Below are 14,140 nucleotides of genomic sequence, written 5' to 3' on the forward strand. Positions count from 1 at the left end.
CGCTTTGCTCTTCGTAGGAGCCGAGCTTGCTCGCGATGGCGTCGGATCAGCCGACATCAATTCTGAATGTAACGCCGCCATCGCAGGCAAACCTTTTTCTCAGCATTTTGCGCGTTGCTCTTCGTAGGAGCCGAGCTTGCTCGCGATAGCGTCGGATCAGTCGACATCAATTCTGAATGTAACGCCGCCATCGCGAGCAAGCTCTGCTCCTACAGATAAATCTCTTTTCGGCTTGCTCGCGATGGCGTCGCATCAGTCGACAACAATTTTGAATGTAGCGCCGCTATCGCGGGCAAGTCGGGTCGCCGCATCGCTCGCTCCTACAGGCCAACCTTTTTCTCAGCACCAGCCTTTGGCAGCTCCTACAGAGGGCGTCATCGATGTGGCTGCAATTCTTCAATCATCCGCAAACAATGATTCAACCCCGGTGAAACATCGCCCACGCGCCGACTGAGAATGATCGGCGAGGTGGCGTTGTCTTCCAGCAGCGGAGTGAAGCCGATGTCGTCGCGGTGAAGCAGTTGCACCGAGGCCGGCACCAGCGTGACCCCGATTCCGGCCCCCACCAGGCCGATCGCCGTTTGCAGTTCGTTGGTCCACTGTGCCACGTGGATACTAACGCCGTAGGATTCGAATAGCGCAATCACGTGGTCGGCGTAGCTGGGGCGCGGGTTGCCGGGGTAGAGCACGAAAGCCTCCTTGGCCAGGTCGCGCAGGCTGATGGGGCCGGCCAGCAACGGGTGGCCGGCGGGCAGGGCGGCGACCAGTCGGTCCTCGGTCAATACGGTCTGGACGATGGCCGGGTCATCGATACGGATACGGCCGAAGCCGATATCGATTCGCCCGGCCTTGAGCGCCTGCACCTGTTGCAGGGTGGTCATTTCCGACAGCCCCAGTTCCAGCTCCAACGGCTCGCCGCTGCGCAGGCGGCGGATCAGTTCCGGCAGCACGCCGTACAGCGTCGACGGCGCAAAACCGATGCCCAGCCAGGTTTTCTCGCCCAAACCGATCCGTCGTGTGTTGTCACAGACCTTGTTCAGCTGTTCGAGCAGGGCGGTGGAGTGTTCATGGAAGAACCGCCCGGCATCGGTCAACTTCAGCGGCCGGCCGCGCTCGAGCAACATCACCCCCAGTTCGTCTTCCAGTTGCTGGATCTGCCGGCTCAGGGGCGGCTGGGCAATGTGCAGCAATTCGGCGGCGCGGGTGAAGTTGAGGGTTTGAGCCAATACCTGGAAATACCGCAGGTGACGCAGTTCCATGGAACCTCCGGACGTCAATCGGTTGCATACCTTTAAGGTATCAAGTCAGACCAATTCTATATTGGCGTCACAAAAAAAGCCGTACGAGAATCGACTCCAGAACTCCAAGAACCTGATGGGTATCGAAATGCTTGCAACTGCCATTGAATCGATCGAGACGATCATCGTCGATCTGCCGACCATCCGCCCGCACAAGCTGGCGATGCACACTATGCAGAATCAGACCCTGGTGATCATCCGTGTGCGTTGCGCCGATGGCATCGAAGGTATCGGTGAATCCACCACCATCGGTGGCCTGGCGTACGGCAACGAAAGCCCAGACAGCATCAAGACCAACATCGACACGCATTTCGCGCCGCTGTTGATCGGCCAGGACGGCAGCAATGTGAACGCGGCAATGTTGCGCCTGGAGCGCAGCATCCGTGGCAACACCTTCGCCAAGTCCGGTATCGAAACCGCGTTGCTCGACGCCCAGGGCAAACGCCTGGGTGTGCCGGTCAGCGAATTGCTCGGCGGTCGCGTTCGCGATGCGCTGCCAGTGGCCTGGACCCTGGCCAGCGGCGACACCGAAAAGGACATCGCCGAAGCGGAAAAAATGCTCGACCTGCGCCGCCACCGCATCTTCAAGCTGAAAATCGGTGCCGGCGAAGTCAACCGTGACCTGGCGCACGTGATTGCGATCAAGAAAGCCCTGGGCGACCGCGCCAGCGTGCGGGTCGACGTCAACCAGGCCTGGGACGAAGCCGTCGCGCTGCGCGCGTGCCGGATTCTCGGCACCAACGGCATCGACCTGATCGAACAACCGATTTCGCGCAACAACCGCGCCGGCATGGTGCGCCTCAATGCCATGAGCCCGGCGCCGATCATGGCCGACGAGTCCATCGAATGCGTGGAAGATGCGTTCAACCTGGCCCGTGACGGCGCGGCCTCGGTGTTCGCCCTGAAGATCGCCAAGAACGGTGGCCCGCGCGCCGTATTGCGCACCGCCTCCATCGCCGAAGCGGCGGGTATCGCTCTGTACGGCGGCACCATGCTCGAAGGCGGCCTGGGCACCATGGCGTCGGCCCATGCATTTGTCACCCTGAACAAACTGGCGTGGGACACTGAGTTGTTTGGCCCGTTGCTGTTGACCGAAGACATTCTCAGCGAGCCGCTGGTTTACAAAGATTTCGAACTGCATGTGCCGAAGACGCCGGGTCTGGGCCTGAGCCTGGACGAAGAACGCCTGGCGTTTTTCCGTCGCGACAAAACATCCACTGCCATTCATCAAGCCTGAGGAGAGCATTATGCTGTTCCACGTAAAGATGACCGTGAACTTGCCGGTCGACATGAACCCCGAACGCGCCGCGCAGCTCAAGGCTGACGAAAAAGCCCTGGCCCAGCGCCTGCAGGACCAAGGCAAGTGGCGTCACCTGTGGCGCATCGCCGGCCAGTACGCCAACTACAGCGTGTTCGATGTCGACAGCGTTCAGGAACTGCACGATCTGCTCATGCAATTGCCGCTGTATCCGTACATGGCGATCGAAGTCACCGCGATGTGCCGCCATCCTTCTTCGATTCGCGAGGATGACCGCTGAACCCAGCCTGTTCAGTGAGCTTTGCCAATAATTACAAGATGAGGAACCGATAAAATGAACGTCAAGATTTCCCACACTGCCGAAGTACAGAAATTTCTCGAAGAAGCCGCCGGCCTGCATAACGATGCTGGCGATGCGCGCACCAAGGCGCTGATCTACCGCATCCTGCGTGATTCGGTGAACATCATCGAAGACCTGGCGGTAACCCCGGAAGAATTCTGGAAAGCGGTCAACTACCTGAACGTGCTGGGCGCGCGTCAAGAAGCCGGGCTGGTGGTGGCTGGCCTGGGTCTGGAGCACTACCTTGACCTGCTGATGGACGCCGAAGACGAGCAGGCCGGCAAGACCGGCGGCACCCCGCGCACCATCGAAGGCCCGCTGTACGTGGCCGGTGCTCCACTGTCCGAAGGCGAAGCGCGTCTGGACGATGGCCTTGACCCAGGTGTGACCCTGTTCATGCAAGGTCGCGTGTTCAACACCGCTGGCGAACCCCTGGCTGGCGCCGTAGTGGATGTGTGGCACGCCAACACAGGCGGCACCTACTCGTACTTCGATACCACGCAATCGGAATTCAACCTGCGTCGCCGTATCGTCACCGATGCCGAAGGCCGCTACCGTTTCCGCAGCATCGTGCCGTCGGGCTACGGCTGCCCGCCGGACGGTCCAACCCAGCAACTGCTCGATCAACTGGGCCGTCACGGCCAGCGTCCAGCGCACGTGCACTTCTTCATCTCCGCGCCGGATCACCGTCACCTGACCACCCAGATCAACCTGGATGGCGACCAGTACCTGCACGACGACTTCGCTTACGCCACCCGCGACGAGCTGATCGCCAAGATCACCTTCAGCGAAGACCAGGCCCGCGCAGCGGCTTATGGTGTCAGCGGTCGCTTCGCCGAGATCGAGTTTGACTTCACCCTGCAATCGTCGGCTCAGCCTGAAGAGCAGCAGCGTCACGAGCGGGTGCGTGCCCTCGAGGATTGATTCACCTCAATCCTGTAGGAGCTGCCGCAGGCTGCGATCTTTTGACTTTGCCTTTTAAAAGCAAGGTCAAAAGATCGCAGCCTGCGGCAGCTCCTACATGGGATTCATGGCATGACCTTCCACAGGTCAGTCTGCTGACACACCGCTGCCCGTACTGCCTTAGAATGGCCCGACATAACTCATAACAAAAACGAGAGTGAGCCGATGATGCAAGCGCAACTGCTGAGTCAGCGCAGTACGATTTTTGACCATGCCGACCCCTATGCGGTGTCGGGATACGTCAATCAGCACGTCGGTAACCATTGCATTCTCATGCCTCGCGCCGGGCATCCCCTGGCCAGCCTCAATCATCGCAAGTTCGCCAGTCTGGACTTGTGCCGCATCAGCTACGGCGGCAGCGTTCGCGTCACCTCGGGCGCGCTGGAAACCATCTACCACCTGCAAGTGCTGTTGCGCGGCAATTGCCTGTGGCGCGGGCACGGTCAGGAACATTACTTCGCCCCCGGCGAATTGCTGCTGATCAACCCCGACGATCCGGTGGACCTGACGTACTCCGACGATTGCGAAAAATTCATCCTCAAAGTCCCCACGACCTTGCTCGAGTCGGTCTGCAACGAGCAGCGCTGGCGCTATCCGGGGCAGGGCGTGCGGTTTTTGGAGAACCGTTATCAGCTCAATGAGCTGGAAGGCTTCGTCAACCTATTGGCGATGATTTGCCAGGAGGCCGAGGCCACCGAGCAGATCCCCCGAGTGCAGGAGCACTACGCGCAGATCATCGTCAGCAAGATGCTCGGCTTGATGAAGACCAACGTCTGCCGCCTGGAAATCGGTTCGCAGACCGCGACCTTCGAAGCGATTGCCGACTACATCGCCAAGAACCTCAAGCAAAGCCTGGACAGCGAAGAACTGGCGCGACAGGCGCACATGAGCTTGCGCTCCTTCTATGCCTTGTTCGAACGCAACGCCGACACCACCCCGAAAAACTACATCCGCCAGAAACGCCTGGAGCGTATCCACGCCTGCCTGAGCGACCCGACCTGCAATGTGCGCAACGTCACCGAAGTGGCCATGGATTACGGCTTCCTGCACCTGGGCCGGTTCTCTGACAGCTATCGCAAGCAATTCGGCGAATTGCCGTCCGACACCCTCAAACGCCGGCATTGATCTCGTAAACACCCTTGCACCTGTGGGAGCAAGGCTTGCCCGCGATGAGGCCGGCACATTCAACATTGATGTTGGCTGACACGACGCCATCGCGAGCAAGCTTTGCTCCCACAGAGTATTGGCGGTGATCGGAACCCCGACCCCCACCCCCCCCTGCACAAAACGGATAAAGGTCTGCACCCCGCGGATAGTCCACCCCATTGCCCCGTCCTAGCATGAGCCTTGCCTGAACAATAACAATGGAGGCGGCGGCCATGACCCTGCGACCCGAATACCTTCACTCCTTGCTTGAAGACGACCCTGCCAAAGGCATCTATCGCTGCAAGCGCGAGATGTTCACCGATCCCCGCTTGTTTGACCTGGAGATGAAACACATCTTCGAAGGCAACTGGCTGTATCTGGCTCACGAAAGCCAGATCCCCAACATCAACGATTTCTACACCACCACCATGGGGCGCCAGTCGATCTTCATCGCGCGCAACAAGGACGGTGTGCTCAACGCCTTCATCAACGCCTGCAGCCACCGTGGCGCGACCCTGTGCCGGCACAAGTCCGGCAACAAGAGCTCCTATACTTGCCCGTTCCACGGCTGGACCTTCAACAACTCCGGCAAGCTGCTCAAGGTCAAGGACCCGGCCAACGCCGGCTACCCGTCGAGCTTCAACTGCGAAGGCTCCCACGACCTGACCCGCGTCGCGCGTTTCGAGTCCTACCGTGGCTTCCTATTCGGCAGCCTCAATGCCGATGTGCTGCCGCTGGTGGAGCATTTGGGCGAGTCGGCGAAGATCATCGACATGATCGTCGACCAGTCCCCCGATGGCCTGGAAGTGCTGCGCGGTTCCTCCAGCTACATCTACGAAGGCAACTGGAAGCTCACCGCCGAAAACGGCGCCGACGGTTACCACGTCAGCTCCGTGCACTGGAACTACGCCGCCACCCAGAACCAGCGCAAACAGCGCGAGGCCGGCGACGAAAACCCGACCATGAGCGCCGGCAGCTGGGCCAAGCAGGGCGGTGGTTTCTACTCCTTCGACAAGGGCCACATGTTGCTCTGGACCCGTTGGGCCAACCCCGAGGACCGTCCGCTCTACGAGCGTCGCGACGAACTCGCCCAGGATTTCGGCAAGGCTCGCGCCGACTGGATGATCGAGAACTCGCGCAACCTGTGCCTGTACCCGAACGTGTACCTGATGGACCAGTTCAGCTCGCAGATCCGCATTGCCCGGCCGATCTCGGTGGATCGTACGGAAATCACCATCTACTGCATCGCCCCCAAGGGAGAAAGCGATCACGCGCGTTCCAGCCGTATCCGCCAGTACGAAGATTTCTTCAACGTCAGCGGCATGGCCACGCCCGATGACCTGGAAGAGTTCCGCTCCTGCCAGACCAGCTACCAGGGCAGCGTCACTACCTGGAACGACATGTCCCGTGGTGCCGAGCACTGGATCGAAGGCGCCGACGATGCGGCGAAGGAAATCGACCTGCACCCGCTGCTCAGCGGCGTACGCACCGAAGACGAAGGCCTGTTCGTGCTGCAACACAAGTACTGGCAGCAGACCATGCTCAAGGCCCTGGACGCCGAGCAGTCCAAGCTGATCGCCGTGGAGGACGTGCAATGACCATTACCTATGACGCCGTTCGCGACTTCCTCTTCCGCGAAGCCCGCTACCTGGACGATCGGCAGTGGGACGAGTGGCTGGAGCTGTACGCTCCCGACGCGACGTTCTGGATGCCGGCCTGGGATGACAACGACGAGTTGACCGAAGACCCGCAGCGGGAAATCTCGCTGATCTGGTACGGCAACCGCACCGGCCTTGAAGACCGCATCTTCCGCATCAAGACCGAACGTTCCAGCGCCAGCGTCCCGGACACCCGCACGTCCCACAACATCAGCAACATCGAGCTGCTGGAGCAGGCCGACGGCCTGTGCAAGGTGCGCTTCAACTGGCACACCCTGAGCTTTCGCTACAAGGCGGTCGACAGCTACTTCGGCAGCAGTTTCTACACCCTCGATGTGCGCGGTGAAAACCCGCTGATCAAGGCCAAGAAAGTGATCTTGAAGAACGACTACGTTCGCCAGGTCATCGATGTTTACCACTTGTGAGGCTGCCGTCATGACCCATTCCATAGCGTTCAATTTCGAAGACGGCGTCACCCGGTTCATCGACGCCAATGCCGGCGAGACCGTGGCCGATGCCGCGTACCGCCAGGGCATCAACATTCCGCTGGACTGCCGCGACGGCGCCTGCGGCACCTGCAAGTGCTTCGCCGAGGCTGGCCAGTACGATCTGGGCGAGGAGTACATCGAAGACGCCCTCAGCGCTGAAGAAGCAGAAAAAGGCTTTGTCCTGACCTGCCAGATGCGCGCCAAGAGCGATTGCGTGGTGCGTGTGCCGACGTCTTCGGAAGTCTGCCGCACCCGTCAGGCCAGCTACGACGCGACCATCAGCGCCGTGCGCCAGTTGTCCGACAGCACCATCGCGCTGTCGATCAAGGGCGAATCCTTGAGCAAGCTGGCGTTCCTGCCGGGGCAGTATGTGAACCTGGGCATTCCGGGCAGCGAGCAGACCCGCGCCTATTCGTTCAGCTCGTTGCAGCGCGACGGCGAAGTGAGCTTCCTGATTCGCAACGTGCCGGGCGGCCTGATGAGCAGTTTCCTGACCGGCATGGCCAAGGCGGGCGACAGCATGAGCCTGGCGGGGCCTTTGGGCAGTTTTTACCTGCGTGATATCCGTCGGCCGTTGCTGTTGCTGGCCGGCGGCACCGGGTTGGCACCGTTCACCGCGATGCTGGAGAAAATCGCCGAGCAGGGCAGCGATCATCCGTTGCACTTGATCTACGGCGTGACCCAGGATTTCGACCTGGTGGAGCTCGATCGCCTAGAAGCCTTCGTCGCGCGCATCCCCAACTTCACCTACAGCGCCTGCGTGGCCAGCCCCGACAGCCAACACCCGCTCAAGGGCTACGTGACCCAGCACATCGAGCCCAAGCATTTGAACGATGGCGACGTCGACGTCTACCTGTGCGGCCCACCGCCGATGGTGGAGGCGGTCAGCAAATACATTGGCGAGCAGGGCATCCAGCCTGCGAATTTCTACTACGAGAAGTTTGCTGCCAGCGCGGCTTAAACATTTTTCAGCGACGACAGGAATCCTGTAGGAGCTGCCGCAGGCTGCGATCTTTTGACTTTGCTTTTAAAAAACAAGATCAAAAGATCGCAGCCTGCGGCAGCTCCTACAGAGGGCATCGTTGTGAATACGATTTTCGACATGAGGTACTCATGAACAGATTTCACGAAAAAATCGCACTGATCACCGGCGCCGCCCAGGGTATCGGCCGGCGAGTGGCCGAGCGCATGGCCGCTGAAGGGGCGAAGCTGATTCTGGTGGATCGCTCCGAGTTGGTGTTCGAGGTTCAGAAGGAGCTGGGGCAGGGTAGCCAGGTGCTGGCGCTGACCGCCGACCTTGAGCAATACGAGGAGTGCAGCCGGGTAATGCAGACCGCAGTCGAGCGCTTCGGTCGCCTCGATGTGCTGATCAATAACGTCGGCGGTACGATCTGGGCCAAGCCGTTCGAGCATTACGAGGCCGCGCAGATCGAAGCCGAAGTGCGCCGCTCGCTGTTCCCGACCTTGTGGTGCTGCCATGCCGCATTGCCGTTCATGCTGGAGCAGGGCAGTGGGGCGATTGTCAACGTGTCGTCCATTGCCACCCGCAGTATCAACCGCGTGCCCTATGGTGCGGCGAAAGGCGGGGTGAATGCACTGACGGCTTGCCTGGCGTTCGAAACCGCTGGGCGCGGGGTGCGGGTCAATGCCACTGCACCGGGTGGCACTGAAGCACCGCCACGGGTGATTCCACGCAACAGTGCCGAGCAGAGTGCCCAAGAGAAAGTCTGGTACCAGCAAATCGTCGACCAGACCCTCGACAGCAGCCTGATGAAGCGCTACGGCACGCTGGATGAACAGGCCGGTGCGATTCTGTTTCTGGCCAGCGACGAGGCTTCCTATATCACTGGCATGGTCATGCCCGTGGGCGGCGGCGATCAGGGCTGACTCGACGTCTGGTCGGCCTTTTGGTGGAGTCAGGGTGTAAGGTAGGTGCGTTGGCCTTGGATATCATTGCCCAGATGGAGGTGACCATGAGTGTTCCGATGCTGAACAAAATGCACATGAACGGTTATGACGTACTCAGCGTGAACAATGGCCCCTGGCGGGTCTGCACCAAAGGTGATCGACTGGGATCATTTGGCAGTCGGGAGGAAGCACTGGCGTTTGCGGCGTCTCTTCCAGGCTATAAGTCGCGGTCGAGACGTTCGCGCAGCCAGTGACCCATTGATTTGTAGGAGCGAGCATGCTCGCGATGGACGTTAACGATGACGCGTGTTTTCTGAATGCACGCGGTGCTCTGACGATCATCGCGAGCATGCTCGCTCCTACAAAAAAAGCTAATAACCGCCGCCACCACCACCGGGGCGGGCCTCTCGGGCCTTCAGCTGGGCATTACTCCACTCCGCGCAGCTCATGAAGCTGGTGTGGTCAACCTTGCCCCGGCTGTCGAAGCTGACATTGAACGGTTGCTGATGGCCGGATTGGGTCAACTTGTAATCGAAACAGGTGCCGGGTTCGACGGTGCGGTCGGTTATCGCTAATGGCGGGCCGCCGATTTGTTGGACCTGTTCCTTGCTCATGCCGGAATCGACTTTGGCGACCAGAGGTTGATCCCGATAGATTTGTGAGTTGCTGTTGCAGCCTGGCAACAGCGCAAGCAAGGTGGCGAGTGTAACCAGAGACTTGTTCATCGCAGCGTGTCCGCTATTGAGCCTTGTTGCGGGTGATGATCTTGGCCTTCACTTCTTCGGCGTAGCCCGATAACCGTTCTTCGTCACCCTGAAACAATTCGCACAGTCTTTGCGCGGCTTGCGCGTCGGCATCGTTGCCGTTCAGGCGTAACTGTTCGGCGATTCGCAAAAGCTCGACCGCTGACCAGCGTAAATCCGACGCCAACCCGATCAAGTTTCGTCGCAGTTCTTGTTCCGATTCGTTAAGCCACATGATGATCTCCTGTAACGCTTCGCTCCGAAATTTTAGACCCATTTTGAGGGGAGGGGATGTGTTCGTCCGGTCCCTGGCCGTTTCCTTTGGTCGGGACATTTGCACGATTGGAAAAAATTCGCTGTCGTAGTGAAGTACCGATTCATCGGCAGGGGAGTGACCATTGAAAATGTCGACAACCGATGATTTCAGGGGGGTACCTCGGGGCCGAAGAATCACCACGCCACCCGTTTAAATCAGGCATGACCCATGGCTGTATGGGTGGCGACAGGCTACATTTCATTTTTTCAGGATAAAGGGCGTTTCATGCAGAGTCGGATGTTGGTAGGGGGAGTGGTTTTGGCGTTGCTGACGGGGTGTTCGTTGCCGGCGTCACTCGTGCCGGGCGAGCCGAATGTCAGCAAGTACAGTGAAAAACCACCCAAGGAACTGGCAGCGTGCGTGCTGCCGGCGTGGCAAAAACAAATATCCGGCACGACGCAATCCTCGATTTCCAACGGCTACCGGATCACCGCGCCCAGCATCATTACGGCTGACGAGATTCTGGACATCGTGAAGTCCAAGGATGGTAGCCGTGCGTCGCTGTACCAAGGGCCGCCATGGGCCAAGTCTGCGGCACTGCGCCAGGCCCTGCGCGACTGCATATAGCCTTCAGTCGGAAACTTCGGTGACCCGGATGAGTTGATCGCCGCTTGTCTGGGCACTCGCGGTGCCTTTCTTTTCCCGGCGATCATTCAACCAGTTGTCCACCTGTGCGTTGAATTGTGCCGGGGCCTTGCGTCCGACTCGTCGGGCGATGTCGAGAATGGTCTGCTGGGCCAGGGCTTCTTCCATGCGCTTCTGCGCCGTCAACATCGCGCCATGGATCGAGCAGTGCCCGTCCAGTGCCCAATCCGGTGTTTCACCTTCAAATAGCGCACAACGACCGCGAATCTCCCGGCATTCGAAAATAGCCTTGCGCCCGTCAATGGCGTTGACGATATCCAACAGGGTGATTTCGTCGGCCGGTCGGGCCAGCTTGAATCCCCCACGCACACCTTCGGTGGCCACCACCAGTTTGGCCTTGGCCAGTTTGGTGAAGATTTTCGCCAAATAGTCCAGGGGCACCCCTTGCAACTCGGCAAGGTCACGCACGCTGGCTTCGCGGGTGTCGCCGCAATTGCCCACCAGGTAGGCCAGGCAGTGAAGGCCGTACTCGACGCCTGCGCTGTAAAGAGCCATTTCGATCTCCGACTAATATTGTCGCAAATAATATCAGGTGATGTTGACGTGGACAACGACGGTGGCTGCCGGCGTGTTTTTGAGCGATACCCGGTTTATCAAGGCCTTTATAGGGATTTTTAGGTGTATCGATTTGATCGATGGCAACCATTGTAAAAAATCCATTGCGCTCATTAACTACGATCAATATAGTCGCCGTTGTCAGATCGGCAGTGAACGGCGCTTCCCAAGAGTGACTCGCGCCACGCTCCTGGTCCTTCAACAACATTCAATGCCTGTTTCTTCACTGGAGTTAAAAATGAAACAACACATCCTGGTAGTCGGTGCGGGTTTCGGTGGCATGTGGGCAGCGGTGAGCGCGACGCGTCTGTTCAACATTCATGATCACAACAGCACCGAAGTGACGGTGCTGGCTCCTCAGGCCGAATTGCGTATTCGCCCTCGCTTCTACGAACCGAACGCCCATCAACTGGCCGCACCGATCGGCGAATTGTTCGAGGCGGTTGGCGTGAATTTCATCAAGGGCGCGGCCGAGTCCATCGACGTCGCGCAAAAACGAGTTGGCTACATTGATGCCTCGGGCAACAAGCAGGACATCATCTACGACAAACTCGTTCTGGCCACCGGCAGTGGTCTTGCACTGCCCGGCACTCCGGGTGTGGCGCAATATGCGTTCGATGTCGATCAGATCGAGCAAGCGGTCCGCCTGGAGAACCACCTCAAATCCCTGGCCGATCAGCCAGAAAGCCAGGCCCGTAACACGGTGGTGGTGGCCGGCGGTGGCTTCACCGGGATCGAAACGGCGACTGAAATGCCAAGCCGTCTGCGCGCCATCCTTGGTGAGCACTCGGACATCAAGGTGATCATCGTCGATCGTGGCAGTAAGGTCGGCGGCTCCATGGGCCCGCAAATCGCGGAAAAAATCGCTGAAGCCAGTCTCGAAACCGGCGTGAAATGGCACCTGAACGCCTCGGTTGTCGCCGTCGATGAACACGGTGCGACGCTGTCCGACGGGCAGCGTATCGACGCCAAGACCGTGATCTGGACCACCGGTGTACGCGCCAGTTCGCTGACCGCGCAGATCCCCGGCGAGCGCGATCACCTGGGCCGCCTGCACGTTGATGCGCACCTGAAAGTCATCGGCCAGCAAGACATCTACGCCACCGGCGACGTGGCTTACGCTGCCACCGATGACATCGGCAACCATGCACTGATGACCTGTCAGCACGCGATTGTGTTGGGCCGCCATGCGGGCAACAACGTCGCCGCGCAGATCCTGGGTGTCGACCCGACGCCGTATCGCCAGCCCAAATACGTCACCTGCCTGGACCTGGGCGCCTGGGGTGCGGTTTACACCGAAGGGTGGGATCGCCAGGTCAAGCTGACCAGACAAGAAGGCAAGGAGCTGAAGACGCAGATCAATACCGTGTGGATTTATCCGCCAGTGGCTGATCGTGAGGTGGCTTGGGCGGCGGCGGACCCTTTGATTCCGATTGCTTGATTCTTTTTCAATAGCGTTGGTTGTTTGAGCTAATCCCGCCTGGGTTTCACTGGGCGGGATTTTTTTGTGCACACATTCACACGGCCTCCCTGTAGGCGCTGCCGCAGGCTGCGATCTTTTGATCTTGCTTTCAAAAGATCGCAGCCTCGTTGCACTCGACAGCTCCTACAGGTCCGCGGGTGGGCTGATTCCTTGTAGGAGCTGCCGCAGGCTGCGATCTTTTGATCTTGCTTTTAAAAGATCGCAGCCTCGTTGCACTCGACAGCTCCTACAGGTCCGCGGGTGGACACATGCCCGTGTGTGAGCTTGCGCGCTCCTACAGGTTCAGGGGCAGGGCAAGCATTGGTTTACGGCTCAGGCCAGCATCGACATTAACCCGACCTGGCGATCGAGCTTGGCCAAATCGTCGAAGCCGCCAATGTGCGCGTCGCCAATGAAAATCTGCGGCACGCTGCGTCGTCCGCTGCGCTCGAGCATTTCTTCCAGCTTGCCGGGTTCGCGCTGGATGTTGATCTCTTGCATCGCGATGCCTTTGCTGGCCAGCAGTGATTTGGCGCTGCGGCAGTAGGGGCAGGTGTCGGTGGTGTAGAGGGTGACGTTCTTCATGTTCTTTCTCCAAAACGGTGTTTACGCCCTGCATCTGCTGTAGGAGCTGCCGAAGGCTGCGATCTTTTGATCCTGGTTACAAAAAACCAAAAGATCGCAGCCTCGTTGCACTCGACAGCTCCTACAGGGGCAATTGATCAGGCGTCGATGGCCGGGAAGTCGATATCCGTCAGGGCGACGTTGTTCAGGTAATTGGTCAGTGTCTGCGAGGCCACGTGGGCGACCACTTCGACGATTTTCCCGTCATTGATCCCGGCGGCACGGGCCGCGGCGATCTGGTCGCTGCTCAGATGACCTCGGCTTTCGGTGATCTGCCGGGCAAGCAGGGCGAAGGCGTCAAGCTTGCCTTCCCGGGCGCTACGGATTTCCTGGCCCGAGAGCCCGGCCTTTCCGGCGAACACGGTGTGCGCCGCCAGGCAATAGTCGCAACCATTGACCTGCGACGTGGCGAGGAAAATGGCTTCCTTTTCCGTAGCGCTCAGGGATGTCTTGCCCAGTGCCGCCGAGTTTTGCAGGTACGAAGCGAGCACGGCGGGGGCGTGGGCCAACACCCGGAAGACGTTGGGCAGGAAACCGATTTTCTTCTGCACGCCTTCCAGCAAGGGACGGGTGGTGTCGGTGGCATGGTCGAGGCTGACAGGGGCAATGCGGGTCATGGTGATTCTCCGAGGATGAACGCGCGACAGGCGCTGGGTACGGAGTCCATGCTAGTGATTCGGTCTGGTCAATTGGGTGCAAATCGTCGACGATATGCGACAGATCGTCCAGAACTGTT

General features: G+C 59.4%; 17 protein-coding genes. 11 read left to right on the plus strand and 6 right to left on the minus strand.

What is annotated here, in order from left to right; translation table 11 throughout:
- Positions 1-374: 374 nt before the first annotated feature.
- On the minus strand, positions 375-1,259 hold the full coding sequence (locus tag ABTV22_RS11455; protein WP_433740208.1) for a LysR family transcriptional regulator: 885 nt from the start codon (positions 1,257-1,259) through the stop codon (positions 375-377).
- Positions 1,260-1,386: 127 nt separating this feature from the next.
- Here ABTV22_RS11455 and ABTV22_RS11460 point away from each other — a divergent pair, with 127 nt between their 5' ends.
- The 9 genes from ABTV22_RS11460 to ABTV22_RS11500 all read left to right on the plus strand — a co-directional run bounded on the left by ABTV22_RS11460 (position 1,387) and on the right by ABTV22_RS11500 (position 9,313).
- Positions 1,387-2,535, plus strand: coding sequence for a muconate cycloisomerase family protein (locus ABTV22_RS11460; RefSeq protein WP_433740209.1), 1,149 nt, complete (start codon positions 1,387-1,389; stop codon positions 2,533-2,535).
- A gap of 10 nt (positions 2,536-2,545) precedes the next feature.
- A complete protein-coding gene (gene catC, locus ABTV22_RS11465) occupies positions 2,546-2,836 on the plus strand; it encodes a muconolactone Delta-isomerase (protein ID WP_175392068.1) in 291 nt (96 codons plus the stop codon).
- 54 nt (positions 2,837-2,890) lie between these two features.
- Complete coding sequence (gene catA / locus ABTV22_RS11470) at positions 2,891-3,820, plus strand: catechol 1,2-dioxygenase (RefSeq protein ID WP_433740210.1); 930 nt, start codon at positions 2,891-2,893, stop codon at positions 3,818-3,820.
- A 204-nt stretch (positions 3,821-4,024) separates the two neighbouring features.
- Positions 4,025-4,984 (plus strand): AraC family transcriptional regulator, encoded by a 960-nt coding sequence (locus tag ABTV22_RS11475; protein ID WP_433740211.1) that lies wholly within the window; start codon positions 4,025-4,027, stop codon positions 4,982-4,984.
- Between the two features lie 254 nt (positions 4,985-5,238).
- Positions 5,239-6,603 (plus strand): benzoate 1,2-dioxygenase large subunit, encoded by a 1,365-nt coding sequence (gene benA / locus ABTV22_RS11480; protein WP_433740212.1) that lies wholly within the window; start codon positions 5,239-5,241, stop codon positions 6,601-6,603.
- Positions 6,600-7,088: a benzoate 1,2-dioxygenase small subunit gene (gene benB, locus ABTV22_RS11485; RefSeq protein WP_433740213.1), complete on the plus strand. Its 489-nt coding sequence runs from the start codon at positions 6,600-6,602 to the stop codon at positions 7,086-7,088. Before benA ends, benB begins: the two co-directional genes overlap by 4 nt.
- A gap of 10 nt (positions 7,089-7,098) precedes the next feature.
- Positions 7,099-8,112, plus strand: coding sequence for a benzoate 1,2-dioxygenase electron transfer component BenC (gene benC, locus ABTV22_RS11490; RefSeq protein WP_433740214.1), 1,014 nt, complete (start codon positions 7,099-7,101; stop codon positions 8,110-8,112).
- 152 nt (positions 8,113-8,264) lie between these two features.
- Positions 8,265-9,038, plus strand: a complete 774-nt coding sequence (locus tag ABTV22_RS11495) for a 1,6-dihydroxycyclohexa-2,4-diene-1-carboxylate dehydrogenase (protein WP_433740215.1) — start codon at positions 8,265-8,267, stop codon at positions 9,036-9,038.
- Between the two features lie 86 nt (positions 9,039-9,124).
- The gene (locus ABTV22_RS11500) at positions 9,125-9,313 is read left to right on the plus strand and encodes an SPOR domain-containing protein (RefSeq protein ID WP_433740216.1); all 189 of its coding nucleotides are present in this window, start codon (positions 9,125-9,127) and stop codon (positions 9,311-9,313) included.
- Positions 9,314-9,430: 117 nt separating this feature from the next.
- Here ABTV22_RS11500 and osmE read toward each other — a convergent pair whose 3' ends face one another.
- Entirely contained in the window at positions 9,431-9,784 is a 354-nt protein-coding gene (gene osmE, locus ABTV22_RS11505; protein ID WP_433740217.1) for an osmotically-inducible lipoprotein OsmE, read from the minus strand.
- A 13-nt stretch (positions 9,785-9,797) separates the two neighbouring features.
- Entirely contained in the window at positions 9,798-10,037 is a 240-nt protein-coding gene (locus tag ABTV22_RS11510; protein ID WP_433740218.1) for a hypothetical protein, read from the minus strand.
- Positions 10,038-10,343: 306 nt separating this feature from the next.
- On the opposite strand from ABTV22_RS11510, the gene ABTV22_RS11515 reads away from it, so the two are divergent.
- The gene (locus tag ABTV22_RS11515; RefSeq protein ID WP_433740219.1) at positions 10,344-10,685 is read left to right on the plus strand and encodes a hypothetical protein; all 342 of its coding nucleotides are present in this window, start codon (positions 10,344-10,346) and stop codon (positions 10,683-10,685) included.
- A gap of 3 nt (positions 10,686-10,688) precedes the next feature.
- Here the strand turns inward: ABTV22_RS11515 and ABTV22_RS11520 are convergent, their stop codons facing one another.
- Positions 10,689-11,258 carry an RrF2 family transcriptional regulator gene (locus ABTV22_RS11520; protein WP_433740220.1) on the minus strand — a complete coding sequence of 190 codons (570 nt, stop codon included), beginning with the start codon at positions 11,256-11,258 and terminating at the stop codon, positions 10,689-10,691.
- 298 nt (positions 11,259-11,556) lie between these two features.
- On the opposite strand from ABTV22_RS11520, the gene ABTV22_RS11525 reads away from it, so the two are divergent.
- The gene (locus tag ABTV22_RS11525) at positions 11,557-12,759 is read left to right on the plus strand and encodes an NAD(P)/FAD-dependent oxidoreductase (protein ID WP_433740221.1); all 1,203 of its coding nucleotides are present in this window, start codon (positions 11,557-11,559) and stop codon (positions 12,757-12,759) included.
- A 354-nt stretch (positions 12,760-13,113) separates the two neighbouring features.
- Here the strand turns inward: ABTV22_RS11525 and grxC are convergent, their stop codons facing one another.
- Both grxC and ABTV22_RS11535 read right to left on the minus strand, forming a co-directional pair.
- Positions 13,114-13,365, minus strand: a complete 252-nt coding sequence (gene grxC, locus ABTV22_RS11530; RefSeq protein ID WP_433740222.1) for a glutaredoxin 3 — start codon at positions 13,363-13,365, stop codon at positions 13,114-13,116.
- Between the two features lie 137 nt (positions 13,366-13,502).
- On the minus strand, positions 13,503-14,021 hold the full coding sequence (locus ABTV22_RS11535; protein WP_433740223.1) for a carboxymuconolactone decarboxylase family protein: 519 nt from the start codon (positions 14,019-14,021) through the stop codon (positions 13,503-13,505).
- Between the last annotated feature and the right edge of the window lie 119 nt (positions 14,022-14,140).

Source organism: Pseudomonas putida (genome assembly GCF_050990305.1).
In the GTDB taxonomy this organism is placed as follows: Bacteria; Pseudomonadota; Gammaproteobacteria; order Pseudomonadales; family Pseudomonadaceae; genus Aquipseudomonas; species Aquipseudomonas putida_AH.

Excerpts from the sequence above, each read along its gene's own strand:
- ABTV22_RS11455 (WP_433740208.1), bottom strand. The coding sequence starts at position 1,259 with ATGGAACTGCGTCACCTGCGGTATTTCCAGGTATTGGCTCAAACCCTC.
- ABTV22_RS11460 (WP_433740209.1), top strand. The coding sequence starts at position 1,387 with ATGCTTGCAACTGCCATTGAATCGATCGAGACGATCATCGTCGATCTG.
- catC (WP_175392068.1), top strand. The coding sequence starts at position 2,546 with ATGCTGTTCCACGTAAAGATGACCGTGAACTTGCCGGTCGACATGAAC.
- catA (WP_433740210.1), top strand. The coding sequence starts at position 2,891 with ATGAACGTCAAGATTTCCCACACTGCCGAAGTACAGAAATTTCTCGAA.
- ABTV22_RS11475 (WP_433740211.1), top strand. The coding sequence starts at position 4,025 with ATGATGCAAGCGCAACTGCTGAGTCAGCGCAGTACGATTTTTGACCAT.
- benA (WP_433740212.1), top strand. The coding sequence starts at position 5,239 with ATGACCCTGCGACCCGAATACCTTCACTCCTTGCTTGAAGACGACCCT.
- benB (WP_433740213.1), top strand. The coding sequence starts at position 6,600 with ATGACCATTACCTATGACGCCGTTCGCGACTTCCTCTTCCGCGAAGCC.
- benC (WP_433740214.1), top strand. The coding sequence starts at position 7,099 with ATGACCCATTCCATAGCGTTCAATTTCGAAGACGGCGTCACCCGGTTC.
- ABTV22_RS11495 (WP_433740215.1), top strand. The coding sequence starts at position 8,265 with ATGAACAGATTTCACGAAAAAATCGCACTGATCACCGGCGCCGCCCAG.
- ABTV22_RS11500 (WP_433740216.1), top strand. The coding sequence starts at position 9,125 with ATGAGTGTTCCGATGCTGAACAAAATGCACATGAACGGTTATGACGTA.
- osmE (WP_433740217.1), bottom strand. The coding sequence starts at position 9,784 with ATGAACAAGTCTCTGGTTACACTCGCCACCTTGCTTGCGCTGTTGCCA.
- ABTV22_RS11510 (WP_433740218.1), bottom strand. The coding sequence starts at position 10,037 with ATGTGGCTTAACGAATCGGAACAAGAACTGCGACGAAACTTGATCGGG.
- ABTV22_RS11515 (WP_433740219.1), top strand. The coding sequence starts at position 10,344 with ATGCAGAGTCGGATGTTGGTAGGGGGAGTGGTTTTGGCGTTGCTGACG.
- ABTV22_RS11520 (WP_433740220.1), bottom strand. The coding sequence starts at position 11,258 with ATGGCTCTTTACAGCGCAGGCGTCGAGTACGGCCTTCACTGCCTGGCC.
- ABTV22_RS11525 (WP_433740221.1), top strand. The coding sequence starts at position 11,557 with ATGAAACAACACATCCTGGTAGTCGGTGCGGGTTTCGGTGGCATGTGG.
- grxC (WP_433740222.1), bottom strand. The coding sequence starts at position 13,365 with ATGAAGAACGTCACCCTCTACACCACCGACACCTGCCCCTACTGCCGC.
- ABTV22_RS11535 (WP_433740223.1), bottom strand. The coding sequence starts at position 14,021 with ATGACCCGCATTGCCCCTGTCAGCCTCGACCATGCCACCGACACCACC.